Annotated in this window: 10 protein-coding genes; 4 read left to right on the forward strand and 6 right to left on the reverse strand. The window is 73.1% G+C overall.

Annotation, left to right across the window (positions count from 1 at the left end; translation table 11 throughout):
• Positions 1 to 180: 180 nt before the first annotated feature.
• Positions 181 to 1,137 (reverse strand): proline dehydrogenase family protein, encoded by a 957-nt coding sequence (locus ACFYUY_RS23435; protein WP_387903208.1) that lies wholly within the window; start codon positions 1,135 to 1,137, stop codon positions 181 to 183.
• 133 nt (positions 1,138 to 1,270) lie between these two features.
• Between ACFYUY_RS23435 and ACFYUY_RS23440 the strand changes: the two genes are divergently transcribed.
• Positions 1,271 to 2,230 carry a GlxA family transcriptional regulator gene (locus ACFYUY_RS23440; protein WP_387903210.1) on the forward strand — a complete coding sequence of 320 codons (960 nt, stop codon included), beginning with the start codon at positions 1,271 to 1,273 and terminating at the stop codon, positions 2,228 to 2,230.
• A gap of 218 nt (positions 2,231 to 2,448) precedes the next feature.
• Positions 2,449 to 5,565 carry a tetratricopeptide repeat protein gene (locus ACFYUY_RS23445; RefSeq protein WP_387903213.1) on the forward strand — a complete coding sequence of 1,039 codons (3,117 nt, stop codon included), beginning with the start codon at positions 2,449 to 2,451 and terminating at the stop codon, positions 5,563 to 5,565.
• Between the two features lie 271 nt (positions 5,566 to 5,836).
• Here the strand turns inward: ACFYUY_RS23445 and ACFYUY_RS23450 are convergent, their stop codons facing one another.
• The 3 genes from ACFYUY_RS23450 to ACFYUY_RS23460 are packed head-to-tail and all read right to left on the reverse strand — an operon-like array spanning position 5,837 to position 9,503.
• Positions 5,837 to 6,811 carry a hypothetical protein gene (locus tag ACFYUY_RS23450; RefSeq protein ID WP_387903216.1) on the reverse strand — a complete coding sequence of 325 codons (975 nt, stop codon included), beginning with the start codon at positions 6,809 to 6,811 and terminating at the stop codon, positions 5,837 to 5,839.
• Positions 6,808 to 8,142, reverse strand: a complete 1,335-nt coding sequence (locus ACFYUY_RS23455) for an MFS transporter (RefSeq protein WP_387903500.1) — start codon at positions 8,140 to 8,142, stop codon at positions 6,808 to 6,810. The genes ACFYUY_RS23450 and ACFYUY_RS23455 overlap by 4 nt, the downstream gene beginning before the upstream one ends.
• Before the next feature lie 2 nt (positions 8,143 to 8,144).
• Entirely contained in the window at positions 8,145 to 9,503 is a 1,359-nt protein-coding gene (locus tag ACFYUY_RS23460) for a discoidin domain-containing protein (RefSeq protein WP_387903217.1), read from the reverse strand.
• 374 nt (positions 9,504 to 9,877) lie between these two features.
• Here ACFYUY_RS23460 and ACFYUY_RS23465 point away from each other — a divergent pair, with 374 nt between their 5' ends.
• A complete protein-coding gene (locus ACFYUY_RS23465; protein ID WP_387903220.1) occupies positions 9,878 to 10,699 on the forward strand; it encodes a sterol carrier family protein in 822 nt (273 codons plus the stop codon).
• Positions 10,700 to 10,924: 225 nt separating this feature from the next.
• Here the strand turns inward: ACFYUY_RS23465 and ACFYUY_RS23470 are convergent, their stop codons facing one another.
• The gene (locus ACFYUY_RS23470; protein ID WP_387903222.1) at positions 10,925 to 11,455 is read right to left on the reverse strand and encodes a peptidoglycan-binding protein; all 531 of its coding nucleotides are present in this window, start codon (positions 11,453 to 11,455) and stop codon (positions 10,925 to 10,927) included.
• A 239-nt stretch (positions 11,456 to 11,694) separates the two neighbouring features.
• On the opposite strand from ACFYUY_RS23470, the gene ACFYUY_RS23475 reads away from it, so the two are divergent.
• Positions 11,695 to 12,276, forward strand: a complete 582-nt coding sequence (locus ACFYUY_RS23475) for a TetR/AcrR family transcriptional regulator (RefSeq protein WP_387903225.1) — start codon at positions 11,695 to 11,697, stop codon at positions 12,274 to 12,276.
• A 295-nt stretch (positions 12,277 to 12,571) separates the two neighbouring features.
• On the opposite strand, the gene ACFYUY_RS23480 is transcribed toward ACFYUY_RS23475, so the two are convergent.
• The gene (locus ACFYUY_RS23480; protein WP_387903228.1) at positions 12,572 to 13,771 is read right to left on the reverse strand and encodes a macrolide family glycosyltransferase; all 1,200 of its coding nucleotides are present in this window, start codon (positions 13,769 to 13,771) and stop codon (positions 12,572 to 12,574) included.
• Positions 13,772 to 13,784 lie beyond the last annotated feature (13 nt).

Below are 13,784 nucleotides of genomic sequence, written 5' to 3' on the forward strand. Positions count from 1 at the left end.
GTCGAACTACACCCGTCCAGCCGCACGCGGGTTTGCGCCGCCGACCGGACCGAAGGCGCCTGCCGCTACGCCATCTGACGTCGTGTCGGAACCATGGGCACGGGCGGGCCCGAAAGACCCGGAACGCAGGCGGGCCGGCCGAACCCGCACGAGTGGGGCCGGAACCGGCGCGGGGTGGGGTCATCCGGCCGCGTCGAGGAGGGCCTGGAGCAGGCGCTGGGGGTCCTCGGCGAGTCGGTTGCAGACGTAGAGCCACCATTCCGTGCCGAAGACGACGTACTCGCGGGTGGGATGGCCGCGCTCGGCCATGGCGTCGAGGCGGTCGGGCCCGAGGCCGAGGAGGGTTTCGAACTCCCAGGGGGCGCAGCCGTGGCCCTTCCCGCCGAGGTGGTGGTCGATGTGGTCGATCAGCTCCCGGTCGTGGGTGGCGAAGGAGCACAGGTGGCCCGAGTCGGCCAGCTGTTGCGCGTACTCCAGGTAGGCGGTGGTCAGGGCCGGGGCCTCACGCGGGTGGGCGATGGTCCCGGGTTCGAGGAAGGCGCCCTTGACCAGGCGGATGCGGCCGGGACGGGTGAGCAGTTCCGGCAGGTCGTCCGCGGTGCGGTGCAGGCGCGCCTGGACGGTGATGCCCACGTGGTCGAACTGCTCGCACAGCTCGCGGTGCAGGGCCAGCACCGCGTCGGTGCGGTCGGAGCCTTCGGCCGAGATCATCATCTCGCGCCCGGTGGCGGCGGTGGCCCGGGCGATCAGGGAGGCGTTGGCCAGGGCGAGCTCCGCGTCGACGGCGAGGCCGATGTGCGACAGGTCGAGGGAGATCGAGCACTCGGGCGGAAGCAGCCGGGCGGCGGCGAGGAACGTGTCGGTCTCCTCGACGGCGCGCTGCGGGTCGCGGCAGCTCTCGCCCATGTACTCGACGTTCACCCGGTGGCCGGCGGTCAGGACCAGCTGCGCGCGCTCCAGGGCGTCGGCGAGGGTTTCGCCGGCCACGTACCGCCGGGCGACCTTGCGGGCCACGGGGCCCAGCACGGGGTCGCCGGGGATGCGCCACTTCAGGTCCTCGTCGAGCGCGAGTGCGCGCAGGACCTGCGCCGCCTGCGACGAGAGGGCGGCGTCGGAGGCGGGGGTGTGCGTGGTCATGGGGTGCCTCGCTGTTCGCGCGGTGGAGGGGGAACGTCTGCGAGCCTTCCAGGACGGAGCACCCGCCGGGAGTGGCAGAAATGACGGGTAGGCTGAAATTCCTGCCACCGTCGTGAGGGGAGAACGGGAGCCGATGCTGCGCGATGTCGCCGTCCTGGCCCTCCAGGGCGCCCACGCCTTCGAGCTGGGCGTGTTCTGCGAGGTCTTCGGCATCGACCGCAGCGACGATGCGCTCCCCGTCTACGACTTCGCCCTCGTCTCGGGAACCGGCAACAGTGTGCCGACGCGACACGGCTTCGAGGTGCGGACCCGGCACGGCCTGGAACGGCTGGCCTCGGCGGACCTCATCTGCGTTCCGGCCTACGACCCGCACGTGCGGCAACCGGACGACCTGGTCGAGGAACTGCGGGCCGCCGTGGAGCGCGGCGCCCGCGTCCTGAGCATCTGCACCGGGGCCTTCCTGCTCGGCGATGCCGGGCTGCTGGACGGGCGGCGCTGCACCACCCACTGGCGGTACGCCGACGAACTCGCCCGCCGCCACCCGCGCGCCCGGGTCGAGTCGGACGTGCTCTACGTCGACGAGGACCCGGTCATCACCGGTGCCGGCACCGCCGCCGGCGTCGACACCTGCCTCCACCTCGTCCGCAAGGAACACGGCAGCACCGTCGCCAACGCGATCGCCCGCCGCATGGTCGCGCCCCCGCACCGCGACGGCGGCCAGCGCCAGTACCGCGAACGCCCCCTCCCCCAGGACGGGACCGGATCCCTCGCCCCCGTCCTGACCTGGATCGAAGCCAACCTCGACCAGGACCTGACGGTCGAGGCCATGGCCCGCCACGCCCATCTCTCCCCGCGGACCTTCGCCCGACACTTCCAACGGGAGACCGGGACGACCCCGCTGCAATGGCTCACCGGGCAGCGCGTCCTGCTCGCCCGGCACCACCTGGAGACCACGGACGAGCCGGTGGCCGTCGTCGCCCACCGCACGGGCTTCGGCAGCGTCGACAACCTCCGCCACCATTTCGCCCGCCGCCTCGGCACGACGCCGCAGGCCTACCGGCGCACCTTCGGAGGCCCGCCCGGCAGCGGATGACCCACCCGGGTCCACGGCTCCACAGGGGCCGCGGAGTACTGTCGCCAGCGCGGTGCGCGGGGTGCCGGAGTACTGTCGCCAGCGCGGTGCGCGGGGTGCCGCGGCCGGGAGACGGCTGTTCAGCGTTCGCCCCCGCGGGCAGGGCGGCGGGTGGGACAATCCCTCCCCTGGGAGAAGAGCCTCTGCGGGAGGCGGCGTCGTAGGCGGGGCGGACGCGGATGCATCGAGAGACGCGGCGGGCGGCAGCCGAGCCGCACACGGGAGCCGGAACGGGCGAGCCCTCCGGGGTCTCGAACCTGGTCGACGGCAGCACCGTCCACGGGGACGTGTTCCAGGCCGGCCGGGACCTCATCATCGACAACAGGACCACCGCGCCCGCTGTCGAGGTCCGGTGGCCGGTGCTCGTCGGCCGGATCCCCAACCTCGCCGGGTACTTCCAGCACCGCCCCGAGAGCGAGATGCTGCGGACCGCTCTCGAAGACGGCGGGAAGGCGGCGGTGCTGGGCCAGGTCGTCACGGGCACCGGCGGCGTCGGCAAGACCCAGCTCGCCGCCCACTACGCCCACCAGGTCCTGCAGGCATCTCTCACCGCCGCAGCCGGGCCGGCCGCAGCGGTCCCCGGACCGGCGACGCCCGGCGCCACCGGCGCGGACACGGGCCCGGACGGCGACGGGGCCGGCGGGGCCACCCCGGCGGCTTCGGTGCGGCGGACGGCACCGGTGGACCTGGTGATGTGGGTGAACGCCGCCACGACGAACGCCATCACCACCGCCTACGCCCAGGCGGCCCGCGCCGTCGCCCCCGGCCAGTACGACGGACAGGACGCCGAGGAAGCCGCCCTCGATTTCCTCACCTGGCTCCAGGTCTCCGGCCGACGGTGGCTGATCGTCCTCGACAACGTCCCCGACCCGGCGGCGCTGACCGTCCTGCGTCCGCCCGACACCGGGAACGGGCGGACGGTGGTGACCACCCGCAGCCGCCACGGTGCCTGGACCACCACGACCCGCACCCTGCTCCCGGTCGACCTCTACTCCCCCGAAGAAGCCCTCGCCTACCTGCGCTCCGCCCTCGACAACCCCGGACGCGCCGCATTACGCGGCGCGGACACCGACGAGCAGCTCACCGCTTTGGCGCAGGACCTCGGGCACCTTCCCATCGCGCTGGCCCAGGCCGCCGCCTACCTCAACGACACCGCCCGCGCCATCCCCCGCTACCGCGCCCTGCTCGCCGACCGCGCCCGCCGGCTGGAAGAGAGCCTGCCCGACCGCACCGGTCTGCCCGACCAGCAGCAGCACACCATCGCCGCCCTGTGGGACATCTCCATCGAGCAGGCCGACCGCACCCGCCCCCAAGGCCTCGCCCGGCCCCTGCTCGAACTCGCCTGCGTCCTCGACCCCGACGCCGTCCCCGACACCGTCCTCACCACCGAAGCCGCCCGCGCCTACCTCGCCCAGGCCCGGAGTACGTCGACCGGCGAAGCCACCGGACCGTCAGCGGACGACGGCGACAACGCCCCCGTGACAGCGGGCCCGGGCCGGACCGACCACGAGATCCACCCCCTCGTGCCCGTCGACCAGGAGGACGCCGAGGACGTCCTGCGCGTCCTGCACCGCCTCAACCTCCTCGACCACACCCCCGCACCGGCCCGGACGGGTGCCATCGGGGAAGCGAGTACCGCCGACGACCCGCCCGGCGGCGGGTGGGGGGCGGTGCGTGTCCACCGCCTGGTCCAGCACGCAGTCCGCGACAGCGCCCCCGCCCGCGAACGCCGCGCCCGCCTCGTGCGGGCGGCCGCCGACGCCGTCGAGCAGGCCTGGCCCGACGAGGACCATCACGACCGGAACCTCGCCGCCGTCCTGCGGGCCAATACCGCCACCCTCACCGCCCACGCCGGCGACCACCTCTGGAACCCCGACGGGCACCCCGTCCTCTTCAGGGCCGGCGACAGCCTCCTGAACGCAGGCCTCCACGCCACCGCCCACTGGCAGCACCTCGCCGCCGCCGCCCAACATGCCCTCGGACCCCACCACCCCCAGACCCTCACCGCCCGCAGCAACCTCGCCACCTCCCACCAGCAGGCCGGACGCACCCAGGAAGCCATCGACCTCCTGCAGCAGGTCCTCACCGACTACGAACGCGTCGCCGGCCCCCACCACCCCCACACCCTCACCGCCCGCAACAACCTCGCCTCCTCCTACCGGCAGGCCGGACGCACCCAGGAAGCCATCGACCTCCTGCAGCAGGTCCTCACCGACCGCGAAAACGTCCTCGGCGCACACCACCCCCACACCCTCAACACCCGGGGCAACCTCGCCCATGCCTACTGGCAGGCCGGACGCACCGACGAAGCCATCACCATCGAGGAACAGGTCCTCACCGACTACGAACGCGTCGTCGGCCCCCACCACCCCCAAACCCTCACCGCCCGCAACAACCTCGCCTCCTCCTACCAGCAGGCCGGACGTACCCAGGAAGCCATCGACCTCCTGCAGCAGGTCCTCACCGACCGCGAAAACGTCCTGGGATCCCATCACCCCCAGACCCTGTCCGCCCGCAGCAACCTCGCTTCCTCCTACCGTCAGGCCGGACGCACCGACGAAGCCATCGACCTCCAGGAACAGGTCCTCACCGACTACGAACGCGTCGTCGGCACGCACCACCCCCAAACCCTCACCACCCGCAACAACCTGGCCCACTCCTACCGTCAGGCCGGACGCACCTACGAGGCCATCGACCTCCAGGAACAGGTCCTCACCGACTGCGAACGCACCCTCGGCGCACACCACCCCCAAACCCTCACCGCCCGCAGCAACCTCGCTTCCTCCTACCGTCAGGCCGGACGCACCGACGAAGCCATCGACCTCCAGGAACAGGTCCTCACCGACTGCGAACGCACCCTCGGCGCACACCACCCCCGAACCCTCACCATCCGCGGCAACCTCGCCACCTCCTACCGGCAAGCCGGACGCACCGACGAAGCCATCGACCTACTGCGATCCGTGGTGGGAGGGCGGCTGCGGGCTCTGGGGTCCGGTCATCAGGGCACGGCGGGCTCGCGGGTGTCGCTGGCGGTGACGCTGACCGGACGGGGTCGCTCTCTGCTGCCCGGTGACACGGCGGGCGCGTGGCGGGACGCCGCCGAGGCGGTCCAGGCCGTCGGCCCCCACTTCGCCGAGGACCCCGGCGTGTACGGCCCCGCCCTCGGCCGCGCCTACCGACTCGCCGCCGACGTCCTCGACGCGGACGGGCAGTCCGACGCCGCCGCCGAGTACCGCCTGCGCGCCTTCTACACCGCGGGAGCGGCGGCGTCCCAGCGCGCCGGGGACCACAGCTGAGTCCTGGGACCGGCCGTCCACGGGCCCGCACCAGCCGCGCAGCTGTGGGCCTCGGTCGGCGGTCATGCGGTCGGCACCTGGCTTTCCTGCGTGCGGGCCGCTCCTGCTCGGCCTGGCCAGCTCCGGCGTCGCGGGCCGCGTAGCGCCGCCGGGCCACCGAGCCGAGCATCTTCCGGGTGATCGTGCGCCATCGCGGAGACCCCCTCGTCCACATCCACGTCCACGGGCGGCGCGGCCCACCGTCCCGCGCCGGTGCGGCGGGCGGCGGGCGTCAGGCCGGCGGGGGCGGGACGGCGACCGGGGAGAAGGCGCCGGGGAGGAGGAGGCGGGGCGTGCCGGTGCCGTCGGCGGGGGTGGCCCAGACGTCGGTGGCCTTGCCCGCCCGGGCCGGGAGGGCGTAGGCGAGGGTGGCGTCGTCGAGCCAGGCGGCCTGGTCGTCGACGCTGCGGGTCTCGGCCAGCGGGTGTTCGTGGAGGTCGGCCAGGTCGAGGACGTGGAGGCGCCAGGGCGCGGCGGGATCGGCGGAGACCTTCTTCTTGAAGGCGATCCGGGTGCCGTCCGGGGAGAGCGAGGGGCATTCCACGTTCTCCCGCAGGGTGCGGGCCGACCAGGCCTTGAGGTCGCCCTCGACCAGGTGGGTGCGGCCGGCGGTGGAGACGGTGGCGTAGAAGCGGTTGTCGTCGGCGGCGAAGTTGACGCCCCAGTAGTTGACGTCGGCGGCGTGGTGGCGGATGCCACCGATCGTCAGCGGGATCTCCTCGACGGACTTGATCAGGTAGCCGGTGCGCAGGTCGAGGATCGACGTGCGGGTGGAGAAGCGGTCCGCCGCGTAGGAGTCGCCGACGGCGAAGGTGGTCCAGGAGAGCACCTGGCCGGAGGGCGAGACCCGGGCCCGGTTGGGGATCCCGGGGACGATCACCGACCGGAGCTCGGTGAACCGCCGGTCGTAGACCACCGCCTGGGTCCGGGCGGGGGTGCCCGGGAGGGCGCGCAGGCACAGGGCGCGGTCCCCCGCGGCGTAGAAGCGGGCGCAGGACGGGCCGCCGGGCTCGCCGCCCGGGCTGCGGGCGACGCGGCCGGTGGCGGTGTCACGGTAGTAGAGACCGGGCTGATCGAGCGTGAACGAGGCGTCCGCGGCCGCGAGTTGTGGTACGCCGTCGCGTTGGCGGGCGTGCACCACGTAGCCGAGGGAGCCGCCCAGGAGGACGAGGGCGGCGAGGACGAGCAGGACCGTTCGCGACTTCATCGGCGCGCCTTCCTTCCCGGGAGGATCCGCCAGGCGGCGGTGAGTGCGGTGGCCAGGGCGAGGGCGGCCGCGACGAGGGCCGGGCGCGGCCCCCACCACGTCCAGGCCGCGCCGAACCCGGCCGCGCCGACCAGGCGGGCCAGGGCCTGTCCGGTCTGCAGGACGGCGAGGCCGCTCGCCCGCCCGGCAGCCGGGAGCGCGGGCGCCGCCAGCGCCATCAGCACGCCGTCGGTGGCGGCGTAGAAGACGCCGAGGAGGACCAGGACCAGCACGGCGGCCGGCAGGCCCGACGGGGCCAGGAGCGTCAGGTAGGCGGCGAGCAGCGCGCCGTGGCCGAGGAGGAACGGGATCCGGCGTCCGGCGCGGTCCGCGATCCGCCCGGCGGGGACGGCGAGCAGCAGGTAGCAGGCCGCCGCGCCGAGGGGCAGCAGGGGGAAGAGCGCGGCCGACAGGTCGAGGCCGCGTTGGAGCAGGAGGTAGAGGAAGGAGTCGCCGACGGTCGCGGCGCCCAGCAGCGCGGCGGCCGCGACCACCCGCCGGAAGGCGGGGTCTGCAGTCGGCCGGGCGGCCGTGCCGGTCGGGCCGGTCGGGCCGGGTGCGGCGTTCGGGCGGGGTCCGGCGTTCGGCCCCGCGGCCGGGAGCGGGGCCGGGACCGGGGACGGGACCGGGCGGGTCGATGCGGCCCGTGGCGGCGGCGCCGAGGGGTCGGCCGGGACGAAGAGGCCCAGCACCACGACACCGAGCAGGCCGGTGGCGAAGCTGACCACGAACACCGCGTCGTACGCGTCCGCGGTCGCCCACAGCACCACGAAGGCGACCAGCGGGCCGAGCAGTGCCCCGGTCGTGTCCATCGCCCGGTGCACGCCGAACGCCCGGCCGAGGGTCTCCGGCGGTGCGCTGAGCGTGATCATCGCGTCCCGGGGTGCGGTGCGTACACCCTTGCCGAGCCGGTCCGCGGCCAGCGCGGCGGCGATGCCGCCGGCGGCCCCGCCGGCCACCAGCAGCCCCAGCCGGGAGAGTGCCGACAGCAGGTAGCCGGCCCCGGCGACGGTCCGGTGCCGGCCGGAGCCGCGATCGGCGAGCCGCCCGCCGAGGAGCCGGACCAGTGCCGTGGCTCCGTTGAACAGTCCGTCGAGGAAGCCGAACTGGAGGGGTGAGAGGCCGAGGCCCAGGACCAGGTAGAGCGGCAGCACGGCGGTGACCATCTCCGAGGAGACGTCCGTGACCAGGCTGACCGCACCGAGTGCGACGACCGTGCCCGGGATGCGCCGCCCCACCCCGGCCGGGCGGGGCGGCGCGTCCGGACGACGGCCCGTGGTGGCCAGGTACATCATCAGTGACAGCTGTAGGTCGGGCTGGTGTCCTCGGCCTTGCCGTCCGTCCCGACGAAGCTCCAGCCGTACCCGGAGTCGGTGAGGTCCAGCTTCAGCACGCCGTAGTCGCCGCTGATCCGCTTCTGGCTGTTCGGCTGGACCTGTTCGATCGGGTACGGCTCGGCGCCGCCCATCCCGCCGACGATCTCGACGATCCCGTCGGCGGTGGCCTTCCCGTCCGGGTCCTGCGGGGCGAACCGCTCGTAGTGGTGGTCGTGCCCGTTGAGCACCAGGTCCGCCCGGGCGTCGTAGAGGATCCGCCACACCGGCCGGGAGACCGGGTCGTTGCCGTGCCCGCCGGAGGAGTACAGCGGGTGGTGCCAGTAGGCGGCGACGCACTTGCGGGTGTTGGCCGCGAGGTCGGCCTTGAGCCAGTCGATCTGGGCGCTCTGGTCGAAGGCGTTGGAGTCGAGGGCGACGAAGTGCCAGTTCCCCTCGTCGAAGCTGTACCAGCTCTTGCCCTGCGGGTAGGCGATGCTGCCGAAGTACGCCTTGTACCCGGAGAGCGAGCCGGCCGGGTCGTAGGTCTCGTGGTTGCCGGGGACGGGGTGGGTCTTCGCCTTGAACGCGCCCCAGCTCTTGTCGTAGTAGGCGCGGAAGTCCGACAGCCGGGCTTCGTCGTACTGGTTGTCACCCATCGTCAGGTAGAACTTCGGGTCGATCTTCCGGGCGAGGGCGGCGGTCTTCGGGTGCGCGCAGGCGCTGTCCGAGGCGGTGCACTGCGCCGCGATGTCACCGGCCGCGACGACGGTGAACGCCCCGCCCGGGGCGGTCCCGGTCGGCGACGGCGTGGCGGTCGGCGAGGGCGTGGTGCCCGTGACGCCGTAGACCTCCAGCTCGAACAGCGAGTACCCGTAGGACGTGCCGCGGGCCGTGCCGTACATCCGGACGTACCGGCCCTTGCCGGTCAGCCCGGTCCAGTCGTCCGTGCCGCCGTCGCCGGCCGCCTCCTCGGCGACGGCGGTCCAGGCCGCCCCGTCCGCCGACACCTCCAGCCGGTACGCCTTCGCGTACGCGGCCTCCCAGGAGAGCTTGATCCGCGAGACGGTGGCGTTCGCCCCGAGGTCGACCCGCAGCCACTGCGGGTCCTTCCCCTCCGCGCTCGCCCACCGGGTACCGGTGTTCCCGTCGAACGCCTTGCCCGCCGCGTAGGACGAGCCCTCCGTGGACGAGGCCGTGGCGGCCTTGCCCCGCGAGAGCAGCGGATCGGCCGCCGCTCCCGCCCGCCCGGACCAGCCGAGCAACAGTCCGCCGACCAGCACGAGCACCGCGGCGAAGACTCCGATGTGAACAGGCCTTACCGAGACTTGGGGACGCATCCCTGAACTCCCTGACCTCGAACGACGGCGAGAGCTGGACTCCGGCGGGGCCCGCACGCGATCCCCGCCGGTCGAGCGGTGGTTCCCTCACCACCGCGGCGGCCGGGTCAGAGCTCTCGCTGAGCGCGTCACGCCCCGATCGAGGGGGCGCCGCGCCAAGCCGCCGCCGAGAGCCTAGTAAAAAGTAAAGTTTCCTGACAATAGTGCGGGGGTGCCGAATCCCGCGCGGATCGACGGGCACCGACCTACGGGCATCCCGGGGCGGCGCCGTAAATACCCCGTGGGGGTACAGTGGCGACAGATGCACGAGGTCGACCGGCGCACCCGTGGCCCGACCTGTCCCGTCGGCCGGGGAGGGCGGATACGCTGCCGTCATGGCCGAGCCGCGAACGTACGATCCCGTCGAGGTCCGGGCAGCGCTGGCCGGGCAGACCGAGCTGCTGCGCGACACGGTGCGCGCGTTGTGCGCGGCGCCCGGTGCGGAGCGAGCGCTCGCCGGGCCGACCCGGCTGGGGGGCTGGACGGTACGGGAGTTGGTGGCGCACCTCGCGATCGTGCTGGAGTGGCTGCCACAGCACCTGGACCAGCCGGTGCCGGAGGGCCGGCCGGTGAGCCTGGTGGAGTGGACCGAAGGGACGCGGCGGTTGAGCGCCACCGTCGACACGGTGGCGCGCGAGCACGCCGCGGGCGCGTTCGCCGGCACCCCGCAGGAGGTGGCGAGCGCCTTCGACCGGGCGGCCGACGCGCTGCTGGCCGCCCTGGACCGGCCGGAACCCGGCGAGCCGAAGCGGCTGTTCGCCATGCGGTTCGGCCCGATGCTGTTGAGCGACTTCCTGGTGACCCGGCTGGTGGAGACCGTCGTGCACGGCGACGACCTGGCGGTGGCGCTCGGGCTGGACCTGCCGCACGAGCGGCAGGCGGTGGCCGCGGTGGTGGGCCTGCTGGCCGACGCCTTCGCGGCGCGGGTGCCGGGCAGCTCGGTGGAGTTGCGGATCCCGCCGTACGCCGTGGTGCAGGCCGTGCCGGGGCCGAGGCACACCCGTGGGACGGCGCCGCACGTGGTGGAGACCGACCCGCTGACCTGGATCCGCCTGGCGACCGGCCGGACCGACTGGGCCTCGGCCGTCGAAGCCGCGACGGTCCGGGCGAGCGGGGAGCGCAGCGACCTGGCGGCGTACCTGCCGCTGCTCGGATGAACACCCTGGAGCGGACGGCGGTGGCCGCCTTGGCGGACGGGTGCCGCCCACGGCGCGCCGGCAGGCCGCGCTGAGCCCACAAGGTTGCGGGTGGGAGTGCGACGCGATGCGTGGCACCCCTGAGCTGCACCGGCCGGCGGGCCGGCCGGCGTGGACTCCGCATCGTGCCGGGCCCACCGGCGACAGGCCGTCCTACGCTCCGGAGCAGATCCGGTCGGCCTGCCCTCAGCAGCCGCTCATCGAGTTGTAGTACCCCTCGATGTACTTCCCGTTCGCATAGATCCCGTAGAGGCCGGACGTCGTGTCGCGATGGAAGACCGAGGACGTTCTGGCGTCGCCGTTGTACCGGACGAAGTACGCCCAGGGCCCGGTGTCCTCGACGGAGGAGAGCCAAGTGGAGGCCTTGCCGAACGTCTTGTTACCGACGACACCGTCAGCCTCCGACGCTCCCAGATACTTCGCCTGCCACTGCCGGGTTGCCTCCGCCGTCTTGGGCCCGAACCTGCAGTCGATGTCCGACTTGTCGAGGAACCCGTCCATATAGAGCACGGCCTGCCAGATGCCCGTCGCACCGCTGTTGGCGTGCTGGCTCATGGAGAGGAGACCTTCGTCGGACCAGTCGTCGGTGACGTCTCCGAAGCCGTTGATGTAGCCCTGAGTGGTGGCGGCTCGCGCGGTCGTGGTGGTCGTGACGATGCTTCCCAGCACCAGCGCGGCAGCAGCGACCGCCACCGCCTTGCGCTTGAACCCCTTCATGACCTTCTCGGCTCTCTCGGTGTCAGTCCGTCTGGCGTCGACGGCGGATGCGCCAATGGACGGCCCCCGCCGGTGAGTTGTCGAGGCGATCCCCCGTGACGGAAACGGCTTCCCCCGTACGGCAACCCGCACCGTCTCGTCTCGTGACGCACCGTCTCGTCTCGCCTCGTGAACCATGTTCCTCGAGCGAGACGATCACGTCAAGACGGTACGTGACGTCTCGTGGAATAATCCGGACCATGCCACCAGCCCCGAATCCGGACCTCCGCAACCAGCGCGCCCACCGCGCCATCCTCGACGCCGCCCTCGAGATCGCCGTCCGCGACGGCTACGCCCGGGTCACCGTCGAGGGCATCGCCCACACCGCCGGAGTCGGGAAACAGACCATCTACCGCTGGTGGCCCAGCAGGGCCGCCGTCGTCCTCGAAGCCCTCAACGACCGCACCGGGCCCTTCTCCGGCGTCCCGGACACCGGCGACATCACCGCCGACATCACCGCCGCCGCACAAGGAGTCATCCAGGCCCTCGACACCGAACTCGGAGTCATCTGGCGCGGCCTGGTCGCCGACGCCCAGAGCGACCCCCGACTCGCCGAAGACCTCCTCACCAACTTCCTCGAACCCCGCAACAAGGCCTGGCAGGACCGCCTCGACCAAGCCGTCACAGCCGGCGAACTGCGCACCGACGTCCCGACCCGAACCATGGTCGAACTCCTCTTCGGACCCGTCTACTACCGCCTCCTGCTCGGCACCGGCCCACTCGACCCGGACGACACCGCCGCCCGCATCGACTACCTCCTCAACGGCCTCAGACGACGCTGACCACGGGAACAGGGCTGACACGGGAACAGGGCAACGGCGACGGCTCCCTCACCAGTGACGACCTGCCTGCCTCAGGGTTCGCCTTCTTCACCGACCCCGACCCCCGCCCCGACACGGACCGGGTCCTCACCGTCCTCCGACGGCCCACGCACACCCGCGGTCGGGCCGCCGGCCGCCCTCCTGGTCCGATCCCCCTCGGAGTCGTTCGGGCAGGAGGACGGGTGCCGATGCTACGACCGGCACCCGAAGTGACGCAGGACCGGGCGAGTCACGGGCCGCTCGGGCCGTGGTCGGGTCAGGCCAGTGCGGCCTCGACCAGGTCGGCCGCCCTGGCTGCGCCGCCACCTGCCCGGACCTGCGCGGAGAGCTCCGCCAGGCGGTCCGCCACCTTCTGGTCGGCGGTCAGCTCCAGCACGGCGGCGCGCAGCGCGGCGGGTGTGGCGTCGGCGGTGTCCAGGCGGCGGGCGACGTCGAGTTCGACCAGTCGGTCGGCGTTCTCGAACTGGTCCGCGGCCTGCGGCACCGCGATCATGGGCACCCCGCAGTAGAGGCCCTCGCTGCATCCGCCCATCCCGGCGTGGGTGACGAACGCGTCGGCCTGCTGCAGCACCGCGAACTGCGGCACCCACGGGTGGACCTCGACGTTGGCCGGAATCGGCCCCAGCTCCGCCGGGTCGGTCGCCTTGCCGACCTGGAGCACGACGTGCCAGCCGGGCAGGCCGCCGAAGGCCTCCACGCAGGCGCGGTAGAACTCGGGTTGGTGCGTGAAGGCGGAGCCGAGGGAGACCAGCAGCACCTTCTCGGCGCCCTCCGGGCGGGTCCAACCTCCTTGCTGTGCGCGGTCGTCGAGGCAGGGGCCGGCGAACGAGTAGACCTCGGGATCGATCTGCTCGATGCTCGGCTGGAGGGCCTGGGGGACGAGGACGAGGGCGCGGTCCGGCTTGAGCATGAAGGAGAACAGGTCGCGGGGCGGCACCCCGTTGTCGGCCAGCCACCGGGTGAACCGCTCCGGGATGCCCTCGGCCTTGATGACTTCCGCGGCCGCCCGGAACGGCTCCGCCGGTTCGCCCCCGGGGGCGACCCTGGACGGCGAGATCAGCATCGACGGAACGCCCCAGCCGTCGGCCAGGGCCCGTCCCGCGTACGCCATGAAGTCGTACAGGACGAGGTCGGGTCGATCGTCGTGGAACGCCTCCCGCATCCGGGGCAGCATCGCCTGTGCCTCCCCGAAGATCATGCCGTGCACGCGGTCCTGGATGGCGGGGTCGACCGCCCCCTGGAGCGCGGTCATGCCCGTCTCGTGGGGCACGAATCGAGCACCCGTCGACTCGATCTGTTCGGCGAACGACGGATCGTTGACGTAACTGACCCGGTGGCCGCGGGCGACCAGCTCCCGGATCACCTCCAGGCTGGGGTTCACGTGGCCGTGCGCCGGGACGTTCACCATGGCGATGTGTGCTGGGCGGGACATGTCAGGCCTCTCGTCGTATGCCATCGAGGGTGCTACA

This window comes from Kitasatospora sp. NPDC004745 (assembly GCF_042873275.1).
Lineage (GTDB): Bacteria > Actinomycetota > Actinomycetes > Streptomycetales > Streptomycetaceae > Kitasatospora.

What these genes read in the sequence shown, in the direction of transcription:
- ACFYUY_RS23460 (WP_387903217.1), bottom strand. Translation starts at nt 9,503, where the DNA reads ATGCGTCCCCAAGTCTCGGTAAGGCCTGTTCACATCGGAGTCTTCGCC.
- ACFYUY_RS23470 (WP_387903222.1), bottom strand. Translation starts at nt 11,455, where the DNA reads ATGAAGGGGTTCAAGCGCAAGGCGGTGGCGGTCGCTGCTGCCGCGCTG.
- ACFYUY_RS23440 (WP_387903210.1), top strand. Translation starts at nt 1,271, where the DNA reads ATGCTGCGCGATGTCGCCGTCCTGGCCCTCCAGGGCGCCCACGCCTTC.
- ACFYUY_RS23435 (WP_387903208.1), bottom strand. Translation starts at nt 1,137, where the DNA reads ATGACCACGCACACCCCCGCCTCCGACGCCGCCCTCTCGTCGCAGGCG.
- ACFYUY_RS23465 (WP_387903220.1), top strand. Translation starts at nt 9,878, where the DNA reads ATGGCCGAGCCGCGAACGTACGATCCCGTCGAGGTCCGGGCAGCGCTG.
- ACFYUY_RS23480 (WP_387903228.1), bottom strand. Translation starts at nt 13,771, where the DNA reads ATGGCATACGACGAGAGGCCTGACATGTCCCGCCCAGCACACATCGCC.
- ACFYUY_RS23450 (WP_387903216.1), bottom strand. Translation starts at nt 6,811, where the DNA reads ATGAAGTCGCGAACGGTCCTGCTCGTCCTCGCCGCCCTCGTCCTCCTG.
- ACFYUY_RS23445 (WP_387903213.1), top strand. Translation starts at nt 2,449, where the DNA reads ATGCATCGAGAGACGCGGCGGGCGGCAGCCGAGCCGCACACGGGAGCC.
- ACFYUY_RS23475 (WP_387903225.1), top strand. Translation starts at nt 11,695, where the DNA reads ATGCCACCAGCCCCGAATCCGGACCTCCGCAACCAGCGCGCCCACCGC.
- ACFYUY_RS23455 (WP_387903500.1), bottom strand. Translation starts at nt 8,142, where the DNA reads ATGTACCTGGCCACCACGGGCCGTCGTCCGGACGCGCCGCCCCGCCCG.